Consider the following 16,665-nt stretch of genomic DNA (forward strand, 5'->3'; position numbering starts at 1 on the left):
GCCTGTTGATGGGACAGTGCCTTGAACGAGGTTCGTGAGCAGGAACACCGGTCCGGCGAGGCCTATCGGGCTGAGCTCGCGGCGGCCCTCGTCGCGCTGCCGATGGCCGAGTTTCTCGACGTCATGCGGCAGGCGCTGCCGGTGCAGGCCGCCAACAACGCCGACCCCGCTTTCCTCAACGACCTGATCATTGTCGAAGTCTTGACCGACCGGACGACGACGACGCCGTAGAACGTGTGGTGGCATGGCCGGATCGTGACCACTACGGCGGCGGTCTCGGCGTCTATCAGGGACTCTGTGAGGAAGAAACGTGCGCAGGCTGCGGCAGCACGGTGACGTCCAGCGCGCAGCGGGCGATCTACCCCCGCTGCGGCACACGATGCGGGCTGACCTGATCGACGCGCTCCGTCGTGGATTTCGGCTTGCCCGTTCTGAAACCATCAGACGGTGAGCGACAAACCGATAATCGCCGTACTGACCGGCGCGGGTATCTCCACCGACTCCGGCATCCCCGACTTCCGTGGACCGCAGGGTGTGTGGACCCTGGATCCGGCCGCGGAGAAGATGTTCACCTACGAGTACTACATGGCCGACCCGGCCGTGCGCCGCGCTTCGTGGCGGGCGCGCGCCGACAACGCGGCGTGGACCGCCCAGCCCAACCCGGGTCACCTCGCGCTGGTCGAGCTGGAGCGGGCCGGCTTCCCGGTGCGGATCATCACGCAGAACATCGACGGCCTGCACCAGAAGGCGGGCTCGACCCCGCGCAAGGTGCTGGAGTTGCACGGCACCATGTTCACGGTGCGCTGCATGGGCTGCGGTGAAAAGGGGACCATGCGCGACGCACTGGACCGCGTCGAGGCCGGCGACCCGGATCCGGCCTGCCTGTCCTGCGGAGGCATCCTCAAAGCCGGCACGATCATGTTCGGCGAGAACCTGGACGGCGACACCCTGAACCAGGCCGGCGCGATCGCCAAGGCCTGCCGGATCTTCTGGGCCGTGGGCACCTCCCTCCAGGTCCAGCCCGCTGCCTCGCTGTGCGCCATCGCCATGACGGAGGGCGCGAAGACCACCATCGTCAACGCCCAGCCGACCCCCTACGACGTCGTCGCCGACGAGGTGATCCGGGACCCCATCGGCGAGGCCCTCCCCCGCATGGTCGCCGCCCTCATCGCCGCCCACCCGTCCTGAAGATCGCGACGATCTTGCGCGAACTGTTGCCGATACGCCCGTTATAAGCGTGTCGCACCCGCAGTCCGCGCAAGATCGTCGTGATCAGCGGTTGGCGTCGGCGGGTTGGGGGGCGTCGGTGGGGCGGGGGGACATGGCTACGGCCCAGGCTTCCTGGACGCCGAGGAAGACCAGGATGGACAGGAGGACGGCCTCGAGTTGGAGTGGGGTCAGGCCGATGCCCAGTGCTTTTACGGCGCTGGGCGGGAGTATGGCGATCAGGGTGACGAGGGCGTAGGCGGGGACGGCCACGTAGCGGAGCAGGTTGGCGATGCCGTGGGCGCCGGTTTGGCGCTGGATCTGGCGGGCGAGCATGATCGCGCCGATGCCGCCGGCGATGCCGGCCAGGGTGAAGGCGGTGCGCCAGAGCAGGACCACGGTCGGGGCGACCTGGGCCAGCAGGGACAGCGTGCCGGGGATGGCGAACTGCAGGGAGACCAGGTACGCCATGCGGCGCGAGGCGGCGTCGTGGCGGCTGAGCTCCTTGCGGTCGGTCACCACCACCAGCCACAGGCCCAGCAGGGTGAAGTTGATCGCGGCGACCGCGGCGTAGAACGGGTCCAGGTTCACGGTGTCCGATGGTACGGCGAAATGTACCTTTTGTGCCGCCAATACTCGGTCGTCCGACGACGATCATGGCGGTACTGTCTCCCACCATGGCCGCCGCCCTGGAGCTCTATCTCGACCCCGTCGCCACCGCGCGCCTGCGTACCCTCTGGAACGCCCTGGAGGCCGAGGGCGTGCCCACCCTGCGCGACCTCACCCACCGCAAGCATCGACCGCACCTGTCCATCACCAGCGCGGACGTGCTCGACGGGCCCGCGGTGGAGGCGGCGTTGCAGGGGCTGGCGATCGCGCCGCCGATCAAGTTGACGTTCGACCACATCGGGCAGTTCCTGGGCCGGGTGCTCTGGCTCGGGCCGGTGCCGACCGCTGAGCTGCTGGCCCACCACGCGGCCGTGCACGGGCGGCTGACCGCGGCGGGTATCGAGACCGGCTCGTTCTACCAGCCCGGGGCCTGGGTGCCGCACTGCACGCTGTCCATGCGGGTGCCGCTGGTCAAGATGACCGACGCCATCCGGCTGTGCCTGGACATGCTGCCCCTGGAGGCGACCATCGTCGGCGCGGCCGTCGCCGACCACGCCCGCGACCTCTACCACCCCCTCCCCACCCGCTGAGGCACGAAGGAAGGGCACCTTCTTATCGCTTTTCGATGTAGAAGGTGCCCTTCCCAACACTCGACCGCGTCAGCGCTGGACGCGGGCGCCGGTGCCGGCCATCAAGGCCTCCACCTCGGCGCGGGTCGCCATCGAGGTGTCACCGGGGGTGGTCATCGCCAGTGCGCCGTGCGCCGCGCCGTACTCGACCGCGCGGCCCAGGTCGCCGGTGGTGAGCAGGCCGTAGATCAGCCCGCTGGCGAAGCTGTCGCCACCGCCGACGCGGTCCATGATCTCCAGCGCGGGGCGGTGCGTGGCGTGCGCGAAGCCGTCGCGGCTCCAGGCCACCGCGCCCCAGTCGTTGACCGTCGCGCTGCGCACGGTACGCAGCGTCGTGGCGACGACCTTGAAGTTGTCGTACTCCTGCACGACCTGGCCGATCATCTTCTCGAAGTTCTCGGCCTCCAACTCGGACAGGTCCTCGGCGGTGCCGGGCACCTCGAAGCCGAGGCTGGCGGTGAAGTCCTCCTCGTTGCCGATCATCACGTCGACGTAGCGGGCCAACCGCCGGTTGACCTCCTGCGCCCGCGCCTTGCCGCCGATCGCCTTCCACAGGCTGGGGCGGTAGTTGAGGTCGTACGAGATGACCGTGCCGTGCCGGCGGGCGGCCGCCATCGCCGCCTCGATCACGTCGGGCGTGGTGTCCGACAGGGCCGCGTAGATGCCTCCGGTGTGGAACCAGCGCACGCCCAGCGTGCCGAACAGGTGCTCCCAGTCGACGTCCTCCGGGCGAAGCTGCCCGGCGGCGGTGTGGCCGCGGTCGGAGACGCCGACCGCGCCGCGTACGCCGAAGCCGCGCTCGGTGAAGTTGAGCCCGTTGCGCACCGTGCGGCCGATGCCGTCGTACGGCAGCCACTTCACCAGCGAGGTGTCCACGCCACCGGTGAGGATCATGTCCTCCAGCAGGCGGCCCACCTCGTTGTCGGCGAACGCGCTGACCAGCGCGGTGCGCATGCCGAAGCACCGGCGCAGCCCGCGCGCGACGTTGTACTCCCCGCCGCCCTCCCAGGCGCGGAACGAGCGGGCTGTGCGCACCCGGCCCTCGCCCGGGTCCAGCCGCAGCATCACCTCGCCGAGCGAGACCAGGTCGTAGCGGCAGTCCTCGGCGGGACGGACCTCAACGGGCATCGGACTCTCCGTTCGGGTCGGTCCCCGCCGGGCGCGTGGCTGCGACGGCCGCGGCGGTGCGCCGGGTGATCTCGGCGTAGTCCCCGGCGGCCAGCAGGTCCGGGGCGACCATCCAGGTGCCGCCGACCGCGAGCACGGACGGCAGGGCCAGGTATGCGGCCAGGTTGGCGGTGGTGACCCCGCCGGTCGGCACGAAGCGCACCCCCGGGAACGGGGCCGACAGCGCCTTGACCATCGGGGCCCCGCCGAGCTGCTCGGCCGGGAAGAACTTCACCGTCTCCAGGCCCGCTTCCAGTGCCATCTGGATCTCGGTGGGGGTGGCCACGCCGGGGAAGACGGGCACGCCGAGTTCCTGGCAGCGGCGTACCACCGCGGCGCTGAAGCCGGGGCAGACCACGTAGCGGGCGCCGGCTTCGACGGCTCGCTCGGCCTGCTCCGGGCTCAGCACGGTGCCCGCGCCGACCACCAGGTCGGAGGAGGCCGCGAGCCGCTTGATCGCGTCGAGCGCGGCGGGTGTACGCAGGGTGACCTCTATGGAGTGGAGGCCGCCCGCGGTGAGGGCGGCGGCCAGCGGCTCGGCCGCGGACGCGTCGGGGAGGATGACGACCGGCAGCAGCCGGTCTCCGGCGAGCAGCCGGTCGATGTCGGATGAGCGTTCATGTTGATAAACGGCGGTCACGTATGTGACCCTAATGGCGGACGAAGGGATTGGCAATGAACCAGCAGGGGGCCGACCGCCCGCCGGTGAAGTCCGCCGACCGCACCCTCGAACTGCTCGAGGCGCTCGCCGCCGGGGGCCCGCGCGGGCTCGTCGAGCTGTCCCGGGAGCTGGACATCCCCAAGAGCAGCCTGCACGGCCTGCTGCGGACGATGAGCAAGCGCGGCTGGGTCGAGAGCGACACGACCGGCACGCGCTTCGGCCTCGGCGTACGCGCGCTGCAGGTCGGGGCGGCCTATCTGGACAATGACGACGAGATCGGGCTGCTCAACGCCACTCTGGACGCGCTGTCGGCCCGGTTCGGCGAGACCGTGCATCTGGGCCGGCTCGACGGGCCGAACGTCGTTTACATATCGAAACGCGAGTCCGCACATCCGCTGCGACTGTTCAGCGCGATCGGCCGCCGCCTGCCCGCCCACGCCACCGCGCTGGGCAAGGCGCTGCTGGCCGCGCGCGACGACGCCGAGGTCGACCGGCTGCTCGACTGGCCCCTGGCCGCGCTCACCCCGTACACCCTGACCACGCCGGACGCCCTGCACGCCGAACTGGCCCGGATCCGCGAGGCCGGGCACGCCGAGGACCGCGAGGAGAACACCGAGGGCATCATGTGCCTGGCGGTGGCTGTGCCGCTGCGCTCCCCCGCCGTCGACGCGATCAGCGTCTCCATCCCCCTGGCCCGCCTGCGCGACAACACGGTGGCCGAGATCGCCGCCGACCTGCACCGCCACGCCACCCAACTCCGCGCCGCCGCCCACCTCCTGCCCTAGGCCGCGACCCACCCCACGATTGACGGACCTGCCTGGCACCTGTGCGTATCTTGACCTCGTACACACACGCGCCAGGCAAGTCGAACGATCAAGGATGTTGAGGACGGTCGAGGAGGGTCAGGCGCCGACGGCGGACTTGACCTTGGCGATGGCGGCGGTCTCGGTGTCCTTGACGCCGCCGGAGGCGTTGGCGACCTGGTCGCAGGCGGCGGTGATCACGTTGCGGAACTCGGTCAGGTCCTGTGGTGACTTGGCCTGCAGGATGCCCGCGGACTGCTGGAGTGCGGTGATGACGCCGGATTCCAATTCGGCCGGCGAGCCCTTCGGGATCTCGGGCAGGCCGCCGGACTTGAACACGCTCTGCAGCTCGGGCGACGCGCCGGCGAGCACCTTGGCGCCGGCGATGCTCTCCTTGAAGCTCGCGAAGAAGCCGGGGTCCGCATGGGACACGAGGAACACGGCGCCGAAGGCCGCGGTGCGCAGGGTCTGGCGCTCTTGATCGGTGTATTCCGTCATGCGGCACATTCTGGACGAAGACGACCCATGCCTGAGGGCATTTCACCGCTTTTGCCTCAGCCGTTCGGCCGACCTTCTAGGGTCGAGGAAGAGTGTCCAGCACCGAGTACGGGGGTAACGGGAAATGGCAGTCGACCTCAACCAGATCATGAAGCTGATGAGCGACCCGCAGATCCAGAGCCTGCTCAAGGGACTGTTCAGCCAGATGAGCGGTGGCGGCGGTGGCGGTGGCGGTCAGGCGAACCTCAGCGGTCTGGTGGATCAGCTGAGCAAGTCGGGCCTAGGCCCCCAGGTGCAGTCCTGGGTCGGCACGGGTAAGAACGAGGACGTCACCGGCGCACAGCTGCAGCAGGCGCTGGGCGGCGGCACGCTCGAGCACGTGGCCGAGGAGGCCGGCACCACGCCGCGCCAGGCCGCCGACGACCTCGCCAAGGTGCTGCCGGAGATCGTCAACCAGGCGACGCCGCAGGGCCAGATGCCTGACCCGCAGCAGCTCCAGCAGATGATGGGCAAGCTCTTCGGTCAGTGACACCGAGCCGCGCTCCCGCGGCCTTCTCTACCCGCGCCCGCTCGGCCTCGCCGAGCGGGCGCACTCCGTCCCCCGCCCGGCGGCACCCGCCGCACCCGCCGCACCCGCCGCACCCGCCGCACCCGCCGCAACTCTTAACCAGTCGCGGCCTCCCTGACCCGCTGACACCGCAACTCTTCAAGAGTTGCGGCCCGGGGTGGGGTGGGCCCGGGGTGGGGTGGTGGTCAGGCGCCGGTGGCGGCGCGGGCGATCTGGAGCAGGCTCTCGTGGTGACGCTCGGCGTCGTATGCGGCCTTGCCGCCGCGCACGCCGAACAGCCGCTTGCGGTAGACGAGGTAGACCACCGCGCCGATGTTGATCAGCAGTGCGGTGACCCGGACCCAGGTGACCCGCTCGATCAGTTCGTACACCTCCAGCGGGATGAACGCCGCGGTGGCGACCGCGGCCAGATACTCGCCCCAGCGGCGCAGCAGCCACAGACCGGTGGCCTCGGCGAGCTGGAGCAGGCCGTAGCAGGCCAGCGCGGCGGTGATCCAGAGCAGCGTCTGCGGCCGGGTGGCCAGGGCGGTGCGCGCCAGGTGCACCAGCGGCGAGTCGGCGAGGTTCCAGTGCAGCCGGTCGGCCAGCGGCTGGAGCAGGGGCAGGTCCTGGTCGAACTCGGCCCGCACGGCGGGCTGCTCGCCGCGGAAGCGCCAGACGGCGTACGCCCCCAGCAGCAGCAGCGCGCCGCGGACCGCGCGCTCGACCGCCAGCGCTCGCAGCACCACGGCGTCGCGCAGTAGCTGGCCGCGCAGCGGCACGGGAGCCTCGTCGGCGGGGCCTGCGGCGCGCGGCGGGCCGGGCACGTAGTCCCCGCAGCGCAGGCAGCGCCAGGCCGCTCCTTCGACGGTGTCCACCCGCAGGTGTTCGCGCAGTTCGGGCTCGTCCGGGGCGTAGGTGAGGTGGCGCCGGGCGCAGGCCAGCAGGTTCCAGTCCATAGCGCTCCTGCCTGAGTCCGGCACTCGGGTTATCCGGTTTCGGCCCGTTTCAGGCCGATTGGTATGGCATCAAGCCCGCGTGAAATGTCCGTATTGCCATCAGCCGAAAGTACTACATCAACAATCTCCGAAAGCATGGACTAGGGCTGCGGAATGCGGCTCCTTAGCGCTCAGCAGTGGCCCCGACCACTGATCGCAGGTGGGCAGCGGTCGATCGCCTTCCTAGGATCGGCGAATGCGTGGCAACGGAGCACACGAGCAGCGCGAAGTCGGCCGTCACCGAGCGGCCGCTCGCCAGAATCCCCTGTCCAGTCCCCTCAAGTCCCTCGCGGAGGCGATCAGCCGGCTCAAGTCGGCCGACTCGCGCAAGCTGATGGCAGTGACCGGCCTCGTCGGCGCCCTGGGCGCCGCCACGGTCGGCGGAGTGGCGGCCAGCGCCGGCGCACCCGACAACCAGGTCACCCTGCAGAGCGCGAGCCGGGCCGAGGCGGCGCAGGCCGCGACGCGCTCGCTGGACCGCGCCGCGATCAGCGCGGTCCCGCCCGTCGCGGCGGCGGCCCCGAAGGCCGTGCCGCAGGCCCAGCCGAAGGCCGCAGCCCCCAAGGCAGCGCCCAAGGCCGCCCCGAAGGCCGCCCCGAAGGTGGCGCCCAAGGCCGCGAAGCCCAAGGCCGCCGCGAAGCCGAAGGCCGCCCCCCAGCCCGTCCTGCGCCCCGTCGCCGGGCTGGACATGACCCAGATGCGCAACGCCCAGGCGATCGTGCAGGCCGGCCAGAAGCTGGGGCTGCCCAAGCGCGCCTACGTGGCGGCCGTCGCCTGCGCGATGCAGGAGAGCCAGCTCTACAACCTGGCCAGCACCGTGTACGCGGAGTCGTACAACTACACCAACCAGGGTGAGGGCTCCGACCACGACTCGGTCGGCCTGTTCCAGCAGCGCCCGACCTCCGGTTGGGGCACCGTGCGCGACCTGATGCAGCCCAAGTACGCGGCGACGCAGTTCTACAAGGCCCTCGACAACGTCCAGGGCTGGCAGGACATGCCGCTGACGCTGGCCATCCAGGAGGTCCAGGTGTCGGCCTTCCCGTACCACTACGCCAAGCACGAGACCCGTGCCCAGCAGGTCGTGGACGCACTGACCCGATAAACCGCACGCCACCGCGTCGGTAAGTCACCGCCCCGGCTGTCCGAACCAATCGGTTCCGGACGGCCGGGGCTCTTCCATGCCCGGCGGCAGCGGGGCCAGGTGGAACCGCGTGATCAGGTTCGCCAGGATGGTGCGCAGCGCGGACAGGGTGCGGCCGCGGTCGCCGCCGCCGTCGTGCAGCAGCACGATCGCACCCGGGACGGCCTGCGAGGTCACGTCGGCCGCGATGCGGTGCGACGGCCCGAGCTGCCAGTCGTGCGGGTCGACCCGCCAGTGCAGCGCGGTCATGCCCAGCCGCCGCGCGGCGGCCACCACGAGCGGCGTCCAGTTCCCGCCGGGCTGGCGGTAGTAGGAGATGCGCGCCGACGGGGCCGCCCTGGTCAGCGCCTCGTTGGTGCGGCGCAGGTCTTCGAGCACGGTCTGCTCGTCGCGCATGCCGAGCCAGACGTCGTGGCTCCAGCTGTGGTTGCACAGCGTGTGCCCGTCCGCCACGACATCGCGTACGAGCTGGGGATGTTTCGCGGCCTTGGCGCCGATCATGCAGAAGGTGGCCTTGACGCCGTAGTCGCGCAGCAGCGCCAGCACCTGCGGCGTCCAGATCTCGTCCGGGCCGTCGTCGAAGGTCAGCGCGATCTCGGGGGTGCCGGTGGTCAGCCGGCTGCCGAACGGGCCGCCGTGCTCGACGGGCAGCGGCGGGCGGTCGGGCCCGGTGATCGGCTGGGGCCGGGGCGGCAGCGGCGGCAGCGCCAGCCGGGCTTTGGACCCGACCCGGTCACGGGATGTCTTCGGCTCGTCCGACCGGTCGCCCAGGCCGGTCCGGGAGCGGCTGCCGGCGAGGTGTCCGAGCAGGAATCCGCCGACGAGGATGACGACGACCAGCACCAGCGCGGTGACGATCGCGCGTCTTCGGTTCCCGGGTGCCGGTCCGGCCCGCATGGTTCCTCCTGCGGCCTGTGTACCAGCACCATACCAAAATGCCCAATTAGGTCGTATGGTCTTCAGCGTGCTCCGCGGACCAGCGGGAACGGCAGCGTCTCCCGGATGGACCGTCCGGTGAGCAGCATGACCAGCCGGTCGACGCCGATGCCGAGACCGCCGGTGGGCGGCATGGCGTACTCGAGCGCCTGCAGGAAGTCCTCGTCCAGCTCCATCGCCTCCGGGTCGCCGCCCGCCGCCAGCAGCGACTGCTCGGTGAGCCGGCGGCGCTGCTCGATCGGGTCGGTCAGCTCGGAGTACGCGGTGCCCAGCTCGGTGCCGAAGGCGACCAGGTCCCAGCGCTCGGCCAGCCGCGCGTCCACGCGGCTCTGCCTAGTCAGCGGGGACACGTCGGTCGGGAAGTCCTTGTAGAACGTCGGCAGGACGGTCTTCTCCTCGACCAGGCGCTCGTACATCTCCAGCACCACCGCGCCGCGGCCCCACTTCGGGTCGTACGGGATCTTCGCGTCGTCGCAGAGTTTGCGCAGCTTCTCCACGTCGGTGTCGGCGGTGATCTCCTCGCCGAGCGCGGACGAGATCGCCTCGTCGACGGTGCGCACCGTCCAGTCCCCCGACACGTCGTGCGGCTGGCCGTCATGCATGATCACGCATTCGCCGTTGGCGGCCCGTGCCGCGGACTGCACGACCTCGCGGGTCAGCGTCAGCATCGAGTCGTAGTCGGCATAGGCCTGATACGCCTCCAGCATGGAGAACTCGGGATTGTGCTTGTAGTCCACGCCCTCGTTGCGGAAGGTGCGGCCCAGCTCGAACACCTTCTCCACGCCCCCGACGGCCAGCCGCTTCAGATACAGCTCGGGCGCGATGCGCAGGTAGAGGCGCAGGTCGTAGGCGTTGATGTGGGTGGTGAACGGGCGGGCGTTGGCGCCGCCGTGGATACGCTGCAGGATCGGTGTCTCCACCTCGATGAAGCCGCGGTCGCTGAACGACTGGCGCAGGCTGTGCACCGCCGCGCTGCGCGCCCGCAGCAGGTCGCGGGCCGTGCTGCTGGTGATCAGATCGAGGTAGCGCTGGCGGACCTTGGCCTCCGGGTCGCTCAGGCCGCTGTGCTTGTCCGGCAGCGGGCGCAGGCACTTGCCGGTGATCTCCCAGGTGTCCACGTGCACCGACAGCTCGCCGCGCCTGGTGGTGACGACCTCGCCGGTGACGCCGACGTGGTCGCCGATGTCGACGGTCTCGGTCCACGCCGCTACGTCGCGGTCGAGCATGAGCTGCAGGTCGCCGCTCCAGTCCCGGATGGTCGCGAACGCGAGGTGGCCGTGGTCGCGCTGCAGCATCACCCGGCCGGCGACCTTCACCTGGTCCCCGGTGCGCGTGTCGGCGGGCGTCGCGCGGTGCCGCTCGCGGATCTGCCCGCAGGTCGCGGTCGGATGGAAGCCCACCGGGTACGGGTCGACACCGTCGGCGCGCAGCCGTTCGAGCTTGGCCAGGCGTACCGCCATCTGCTCGTTGACGCTCTCGTCGGCCGCTGCGGCGGCCAGCGCGGCCGGTTCCACGGGCGCGGGCAGGCCCTCCAGCACGGGCGCGGCGGTCGCGTCCAGCGCGGCGACCGGGGTGCCCGGCACGGTCAGGAAGCCCTCGGCGATCGCCGAGGCCAGGCCGACCTTGGCCAGGTCGCGCCGCTCACCGAAGCACAGGTAGCGCGGCACCCACTCGGGCTGGTACTTGATGTTCGACCGGTACAGCTGCTCCAGCTGCCACCACTTGGAGAAGAACATCAGCACCCGCCGCCACAGCCGCAGGACCGGCCCCGCGCCGATGCGGCCGCCCTCCTCGAACACGGCCCGGAACACCGCGAAGTTCAGCGAGACCCGCTCCACGCCCAGCTTGGGCGCGGCGTTCATGAGCGCGGTGACCATGAACTCCATGACGCCGTTCTCGGCCTCGTGGTCGCGGCGCATCAGGTCCAGCGACAGACCGCGGCGGCCCCACGGGGAGAACGACAGCATCGAGCGCACGACGCCGTCGCGGTCGCGGGCCTCGACCAGCACGCACTGCCCGTCGTTGGGGTCGCCGATGCGGCCCAGCGCCATGGAGAAGCCGCGTTCGCTGTCGGTGTCGCGCCACCGGGTGGCCAGCTCGGCGATCTCCTTCATCTCGTCGGGCGGGATCTCGGCGTGCCGGCGCACCGTCGAGGTGTAACCGGCCCGCTCGACCCGGTTGACGGCCTGGCGCACCTGGCGCATCTCCCGGCCTTCCAGGGAGTACCGGTCGGTCAGCAGGATCGCCTCGTCGCCCAGCTCCAGGACCTTCAACCCGGCCTTGTGGTACGCGGTCGCGCCCTCCTCGCTCGCGCCCATGGCCGCCGGGGTCCAGGCGTAGCTGCGCGCCTCCACCAGCCACGCCTCGATGGCCTGGCCCCAGGCCTCCGGGTCGCCGATCGGATCGCCACTGGCCAGGCTGACCCCGTTGACCGGGCGGTAGGTGACGGCCGCCTTGCCGCTCGGCGAGAAGGTCGCCAGCTTGTCCCGGCGGGTGGCGAAGTAGCCCAGCGAGTCGCGCTCGCCGTAGTGGTCCAGCAGGCCGCGCACCTTCACCTCGTCGGCGGGCGCCAGCACCGAGTTGACCTGCTGCGAGCGCAGCAGCGTGAACAGTGCCGCGAACACCGCGATCGCGCCGAACAGCCCGAGCACGAAGTTGACCCAGCCGGGCGCCGCCCCGTCGCGGGTCACGTCGAACTCGAACGCGCCGCCGAGCACCTTCTCCGCCGCGTACGCGAGCTGCTCTCCGGCGTCCGCGCCGAGCGTGCCGGGGAACGCGGCGACCAGGCTGTAACCCAGGCCGATGCCGACCGCGGCGACGCCCGCGAAGACGGCCAGGGCCTTCCACACCGCGCCCTTGCGGATCCGGGCGTAGAACTGCTTGCGGGCCAGGAACAGGATGACCAGCGCCGCGACGCCGACGAGCACGGCGATGCTGGTGGCCACCCGGCCCCAGCCGCTGAACAACGGCACTCCGGCGTCGTCGACCAGCTCGCCCTCGGGCACCAGCGTGATGACGCCGAGCGCGAGCACGCTCGACCCGACGTCGATGACCAGGTAGACGATCATGGTCCACCAGGCGATCCGCTTGCGCCGTGCGGTCGCCGCGGCGAGAACCGCCATGAACGCCGCGTACGCGAGGTTCGCCGGGACCGGGATCAGCACGTCGTCCAGGACGCGGCGCACCGGCTGGGTGCTGTGCCCGATCGCGCCGCCGATCGCGGCCAGCGCGCTGATCAGCGCGATGCAGGCGATCAGGATGGCGAGGACGCGGGGCACCGATTCCCGCCAGTCGCGTTTCGCGCGGGTCGCCGCGTCCGCAGCAGCTGGAGCCACGTGCCACCTCGTCTCGCGTCGACGAAAGATCCAGGCCGTCAACACGAACATATGGCACTCACTAGACTTAACGCAGCAAATACGATGAAAGCTCAGGTATAGGGGCGGGGGTGGGACGGTGTCCGACTGGTTCCACCGCACGGTCGTGGAGACCGGCCGGCTGCCGCTGTTCTGCTTCTTCGCCGGGGTGATCTTCGGGTTCGCCTTCATCCGGTTCTCGGTGCGCATGATCCGGGCGCAGGTGAAGTGGTGGCCCGGCAACGTCACCCCCGGCGGTGGGCTACACATCCACCACGTCGTCTTCGGCGTGGTGTTCATGCTGGTGGCCGGGGTGGCGGCGCTGATCGTGCCGGACGACTACGTGTTCTGGCGGTCGGTCCTCGCCGCGCTGTTCGGCATCGGCTCGGCCCTGGTGCTGGACGAGTTCGCGCTGATCCTGCACCTGGAGGACGTGTACTGGTCGGAGAAGGGCCGCACCTCGATCGACGCGGTGTTCGTCGCGGTCGCCGTGACCGGGCTGCTGGTGCTCGGCATACGCCCGGCCGGGATCGACACGCTGATCCTGGCCGCCGCCGCGGCGGGCGGCATCGGCTGGGCCATCGCCGCCGCGATCGCCTCCACCCACCTCGGGCTGGTGCTGCTCACCCTGGTCAAGGGCAAGATCTGGACCGGGCTGATCGGCCTGTTCATCCCGGTGCTGCTGATCGTCGGCGCGATCCGGCTGGCCCGCCCGCACTCCCCCTGGGCCCGCTGGCGCTACACCAGGCCCACCCCGAAGGCCGCCGCGAAGCTGACCAGGTCGACCTGGCGGGAGGTGCAGCTGCGGCGTCCCGTGATCAAGGCGAAGATCTGGTTCCAGGACCTGCTGGCCGGACGCCACGACGCTCCCCCACAACGGTGAGGCGGGCCGATATGGTGCAACCACCGTCGTCAGTGGAGGAGCAGCCCAAGGTGCGCCGTGCTCACGTCATCGCCGCCTGGGCGATCTGCACCCTGCTGGGCGGTCTGCTGCTGGCCCTGCCCGACGACGGCCCCCGCATGTTCTCGTTCAGCGACGCGCACGGCCCCGGCCTGCTCGACACCGTCGGCGCGGTGCTGGCCCTGGCCGGGTCCGCGCTGGCCTGGTGGTGGATCTGGCGCGACCGCCGCCGGCTGGCCGCCACGCCGCTGTGGTGGCAGGTGACCGCGCCGATCGCGGGCGGCCTCGGGCTGGGCCTGGTCCTCGCGTCGGTGTTCGGCGACTTCCCCCTGTGGTGGGCGGTCGGCGCGGTGCTCGTCACGCTGGTGCAGGTCGGGCTGTTCGTCGCGGTCAGCGGCGTCGGCGCGCACCGGCCCACCCGGGTGCGCGTCACCGGCTACGTCACCCGCGGTGCGAACGACGCGCTGGAACTGCTGGTCTTCGAGTATCCGAGCACCCCCGGCACGCACCTGCCCGGCGGCGGCGTCGAACGCGGCGAGCTGCTCAACGACGCCATGATCCGGGAGACCTTCGAGGAGACCGGGGTGACCGGCCCGCTGGCCGTGCTCAGCGTCGTGGGTGTGCAGAGCGGCCGCTTCGCCGACACCCGCCGGCCCTACCTGAACGTCTACTTCCACCTGCGCGCCGACGACGAGCGCGACCAGTGGCCGCACACCGTCATCGGCGACCCCGGCGTCTGGGACACCGGACTGGTCGTCACCTGCCGCTTCATCCCCGTCGCCAAGGCCCGTGAACTGCTGCGCGACACCGGCAACACCCAGCATGCCTTCCTCGACCTGCTCACCGTGCCCGCCGCCAATCCGCTGTCCTGACGGGCCGCCGGGGCCGCTGTCCGAACGGCTGCCAGGGGGCCGCTGTCTTGACCGCCGCAAGGGCCGCTGTCCTGACCGGCCGCCGGCCAGTCCGGCCGGGTCGCCGAGATGGCTGGGTGCGCTACGATCCGGGCCGTGGCGTCCCCTCATGACCGTTTTCCGTTGCTGTTCGCCCCGCAGCGCTGGGAGTGGGCCGGCGTCGACTGCCGGTTCTCGACCACCGCGCCCGCGGACCACCTCGTCACCAACGTGCACGTCGTCGGCTTCGACGGCGACCGGATCGTGCTCTGCCGCGACGGGCGGGACGTGTGGTTCCTGCCCGGCGGCACCCGCGAGCCCGACGAGACCGTCACCGAGTGCGCCGCCCGCGAGCTGCGCGAGGAGGCCGGGGCGGTGCTGCGCGGCCCGCTGCACGTGATCGGCGCGCACCATGCGGTGTCCGACCGGGCCGCGCCGTACCGCCCGCATCAGCCGCATCCCGAGATGGCCTGGCTGTGGTGCTTCGCCGAGGTGAGCATCGAGGGCGCGCCGGACAACCCCGACGACGGCGAGACCGTGCTGGAGGTACGCGCCCACTCCTTCGACGAGGCCCGCCGCCTGCTCCTCACCGACGGCCCCTGGTATCCCGAGCTCGTCACCCTCGCCACCGAACAGCGCGCCGCGGGCACCGCGACGCCGCTGTGACCTGTCCCGGCGCTGCCAGTTTCGGTGAAAGTGCACGTGACAGCACCTCATTGCCCGCGGTTTCCCCGAAACTGCGGGCCGGACGGGGCGGTGATGCGTGGGCTCGGGCGGGGTGGTGGTGGGAGGAGCTGGGTCAGGCGCGGTCGGCGGCGTCCGACGGGCGCAGGGGCACGACGAGGTAGCGCAGGTCGACGCCCGGTTCGGGCGACACCGCGGTGAACGCGGTGGGCCGCAGCGCCGACTGGATCTCCAGGCGCGCCTGCCGGCCCGCGAACGGGCGCAGCGCGTCGAGCAGGTAGCGGGCCTGGTACTGCCGGGTCAGCCGGTCGCCCAGCAGGTCGGCCTTGAGCGTTTCGGACGACTCCCCCGCCAGCGGGTCGCTGCTGCGCACGCACAGCTCGCCGTCGCCGAGTTCCAGGGTGACCGCGCCGCGCGGCCCGGCGTAGTGCGCCGCGCGGGCGACGGCGGCGGCCAGCTCGTCGGCGTCCACCCGCACCGTCGCCTCCGGCTGCGCGGCCAGCAGCTGATCCAGCTGCCGGTCGGGGAAGGCCACCGCGAGGGAGGCGGTGCCGACGGTCCAGCCGGGCCAGGACAGCGCGAACCGGCCCTCCTGCGCATGCAGGGTCACCTCGGCTGATCTGCCCGCCTGCCGGCCCAGCTCGGTCACCAGCGCGGCCGGGATCAGCACGTCCAGCTCCGCGCCCGGCTCCGGCTGCCAGGCCGGACGCGCCGCGGCCAGCCGGAAGCGGTCCGTGGCCAGCATGGAGACCACCGCGCCGGCCGAGCGCATGCGCACCGCGGTGAACAGCGGCAGCGCGTCCTCGCGGGAGGCGGCGCCGGCGACCGCGGCGGCGGCCCGCCAGTCCGCGCCGCTGAGGGTGCCCAGCGCCGCGGGCACGTGCGGCGGCCGCGGGAACGTGTCGAGGTCGAGCCGGGGCAGCGCGAAGCGGGCCCGGTCGGTGCGCACCGCCAGGCGCGCGCCCTCGGTGCACAGGCGCAGCTGCGGGGCGTCCAGCGTGGCCACCGTGTCGGCCAGCGCGCGCCGCGACACCACCGCCTCACCGTCGGTGTGCGCGGTGGCGGGCACCCGCACCTGGGCCCACGCCTCACCGTCAGACGCGGCCAGCTCCAGACCTTCGGCGTCAGCCCTCAGCAGCACCCCGGCCAGCCCGGGCTGGTGCGCCCGCACCGGCAGCAGCCGCAGCAACTGCGCCGCCGCCTCGGCCAGCGACCCCGCCCCGACACTCACATCCAACGACATGCCCCGCACGCTAACCACGGGGTACGACACGGTCGGGCGGGTAGGGTGCGCCGGTGGACGAGACGACCCGGCGGGCGGTGGACGCGGCGGTGGGGTGGCTGGACGCGCACCACGGCAGCGGACCGCAGCAGCAGACCATGCGCATCCTCAAGGTGACCGAGGAGGCGGGCGAGGCCGCCAGCGCCTGGATCGGCGTGCAGGGGCAGAACCCGCGCAAGGGTGTCACGCACTCCCCCCGCGACGTCGCCGACGAGCTGGCCGACGTCGCGCTGGCGTCCTTCGTCGCGATCCGCAGCCTGGGCTTCGACCCGGCCGAGGTGCTGTCGGCCAAGGCGGCGACGGTGCTCGACCGGATGGCCGCCCACCAGCAGCGCACCGCCCAGGCCACGTAAGGACCGC

At 71.7% G+C, this 16,665-nt stretch carries 18 protein-coding genes; 10 read left to right on the top strand and 8 right to left on the bottom strand.

The window, feature by feature from the left end; translation table 11 throughout:
• Positions 1-21 precede the first annotated feature (21 nt).
• Positions 22-231, top strand: coding sequence for a hypothetical protein (locus F6W97_RS12785; protein WP_155370484.1), 210 nt, complete (start codon positions 22-24; stop codon positions 229-231).
• Positions 232-447: 216 nt separating this feature from the next.
• On the top strand, positions 448-1,188 hold the full coding sequence (locus F6W97_RS12790; protein WP_155370485.1) for an SIR2 family NAD-dependent protein deacylase: 741 nt from the start codon (positions 448-450) through the stop codon (positions 1,186-1,188).
• A gap of 84 nt (positions 1,189-1,272) precedes the next feature.
• Here the strand turns inward: F6W97_RS12790 and F6W97_RS12795 are convergent, their stop codons facing one another.
• Positions 1,273-1,797, bottom strand: coding sequence for a hypothetical protein (locus F6W97_RS12795; RefSeq protein WP_155370486.1), 525 nt, complete (start codon positions 1,795-1,797; stop codon positions 1,273-1,275).
• A 65-nt stretch (positions 1,798-1,862) separates the two neighbouring features.
• Here F6W97_RS12795 and F6W97_RS12800 point away from each other — a divergent pair, with 65 nt between their 5' ends.
• Positions 1,863-2,405 (top strand): 2'-5' RNA ligase family protein, encoded by a 543-nt coding sequence (locus tag F6W97_RS12800; protein WP_330164968.1) that lies wholly within the window; start codon positions 1,863-1,865, stop codon positions 2,403-2,405.
• 69 nt (positions 2,406-2,474) lie between these two features.
• Here the strand turns inward: F6W97_RS12800 and F6W97_RS12805 are convergent, their stop codons facing one another.
• Both F6W97_RS12805 and F6W97_RS12810 read right to left on the bottom strand, forming a co-directional pair.
• Positions 2,475-3,572 carry a sugar kinase gene (locus tag F6W97_RS12805; protein WP_155370487.1) on the bottom strand — a complete coding sequence of 366 codons (1,098 nt, stop codon included), beginning with the start codon at positions 3,570-3,572 and terminating at the stop codon, positions 2,475-2,477.
• Complete coding sequence (locus F6W97_RS12810; protein WP_155370488.1) at positions 3,562-4,251, bottom strand: bifunctional 4-hydroxy-2-oxoglutarate aldolase/2-dehydro-3-deoxy-phosphogluconate aldolase; 690 nt, start codon at positions 4,249-4,251, stop codon at positions 3,562-3,564. The genes F6W97_RS12805 and F6W97_RS12810 overlap by 11 nt, the downstream gene beginning before the upstream one ends.
• Positions 4,252-4,286: 35 nt before the next feature.
• Here F6W97_RS12810 and F6W97_RS12815 point away from each other — a divergent pair, with 35 nt between their 5' ends.
• Positions 4,287-5,057, top strand: a complete 771-nt coding sequence (locus F6W97_RS12815) for an IclR family transcriptional regulator (RefSeq protein ID WP_155370489.1) — start codon at positions 4,287-4,289, stop codon at positions 5,055-5,057.
• 117 nt (positions 5,058-5,174) lie between these two features.
• Here the strand turns inward: F6W97_RS12815 and F6W97_RS12820 are convergent, their stop codons facing one another.
• On the bottom strand, positions 5,175-5,573 hold the full coding sequence (locus F6W97_RS12820; RefSeq protein WP_155370490.1) for a hypothetical protein: 399 nt from the start codon (positions 5,571-5,573) through the stop codon (positions 5,175-5,177).
• Positions 5,574-5,697: 124 nt separating this feature from the next.
• On the opposite strand from F6W97_RS12820, the gene F6W97_RS12825 reads away from it, so the two are divergent.
• Positions 5,698-6,102 carry a YidB family protein gene (locus F6W97_RS12825; RefSeq protein WP_230686625.1) on the top strand — a complete coding sequence of 135 codons (405 nt, stop codon included), beginning with the start codon at positions 5,698-5,700 and terminating at the stop codon, positions 6,100-6,102.
• 224 nt (positions 6,103-6,326) lie between these two features.
• Here F6W97_RS12825 and F6W97_RS12830 read toward each other — a convergent pair whose 3' ends face one another.
• Positions 6,327-7,079, bottom strand: coding sequence for a DUF2127 domain-containing protein (locus F6W97_RS12830; RefSeq protein WP_155370491.1), 753 nt, complete (start codon positions 7,077-7,079; stop codon positions 6,327-6,329).
• 235 nt (positions 7,080-7,314) lie between these two features.
• Between F6W97_RS12830 and F6W97_RS12835 the strand changes: the two genes are divergently transcribed.
• A complete protein-coding gene (locus F6W97_RS12835; RefSeq protein WP_155370492.1) occupies positions 7,315-8,220 on the top strand; it encodes a hypothetical protein in 906 nt (301 codons plus the stop codon).
• A gap of 24 nt (positions 8,221-8,244) precedes the next feature.
• Here F6W97_RS12835 and F6W97_RS12840 read toward each other — a convergent pair whose 3' ends face one another.
• Positions 8,245-9,156 (bottom strand): polysaccharide deacetylase family protein, encoded by a 912-nt coding sequence (locus F6W97_RS12840; RefSeq protein ID WP_155370493.1) that lies wholly within the window; start codon positions 9,154-9,156, stop codon positions 8,245-8,247.
• A 62-nt stretch (positions 9,157-9,218) separates the two neighbouring features.
• The gene (lysX, locus tag F6W97_RS12845; RefSeq protein ID WP_230686626.1) at positions 9,219-12,530 is read right to left on the bottom strand and encodes a bifunctional lysylphosphatidylglycerol synthetase/lysine--tRNA ligase LysX; all 3,312 of its coding nucleotides are present in this window, start codon (positions 12,528-12,530) and stop codon (positions 9,219-9,221) included.
• A gap of 118 nt (positions 12,531-12,648) precedes the next feature.
• On the opposite strand from lysX, the gene F6W97_RS12850 reads away from it, so the two are divergent.
• The 3 genes from F6W97_RS12850 to F6W97_RS12860 all read left to right on the top strand — a co-directional run bounded on the left by F6W97_RS12850 (position 12,649) and on the right by F6W97_RS12860 (position 15,005).
• Positions 12,649-13,431, top strand: a complete 783-nt coding sequence (locus F6W97_RS12850; protein WP_155370495.1) for a hypothetical protein — start codon at positions 12,649-12,651, stop codon at positions 13,429-13,431.
• 11 nt (positions 13,432-13,442) lie between these two features.
• Positions 13,443-14,321, top strand: coding sequence for an NUDIX domain-containing protein (locus F6W97_RS12855; RefSeq protein ID WP_155370496.1), 879 nt, complete (start codon positions 13,443-13,445; stop codon positions 14,319-14,321).
• Positions 14,322-14,456: 135 nt separating this feature from the next.
• Positions 14,457-15,005 (top strand): NUDIX hydrolase, encoded by a 549-nt coding sequence (locus tag F6W97_RS12860; protein WP_230686627.1) that lies wholly within the window; start codon positions 14,457-14,459, stop codon positions 15,003-15,005.
• Between the two features lie 133 nt (positions 15,006-15,138).
• On the opposite strand, the gene F6W97_RS12865 is transcribed toward F6W97_RS12860, so the two are convergent.
• On the bottom strand, positions 15,139-16,266 hold the full coding sequence (locus F6W97_RS12865; RefSeq protein ID WP_155370498.1) for a DNA polymerase III subunit beta: 1,128 nt from the start codon (positions 16,264-16,266) through the stop codon (positions 15,139-15,141).
• Positions 16,267-16,319: 53 nt separating this feature from the next.
• Between F6W97_RS12865 and F6W97_RS12870 the strand changes: the two genes are divergently transcribed.
• The gene (locus F6W97_RS12870; protein ID WP_155370499.1) at positions 16,320-16,658 is read left to right on the top strand and encodes a MazG-like family protein; all 339 of its coding nucleotides are present in this window, start codon (positions 16,320-16,322) and stop codon (positions 16,656-16,658) included.
• The last annotated feature ends 7 nt before the right edge of the window (positions 16,659-16,665 follow it).

Source organism: Catellatospora vulcania, assembly GCF_009720385.1.
In the GTDB taxonomy this organism is placed as follows: domain Bacteria; phylum Actinomycetota; class Actinomycetes; order Mycobacteriales; family Micromonosporaceae; genus Catellatospora; species Catellatospora vulcania.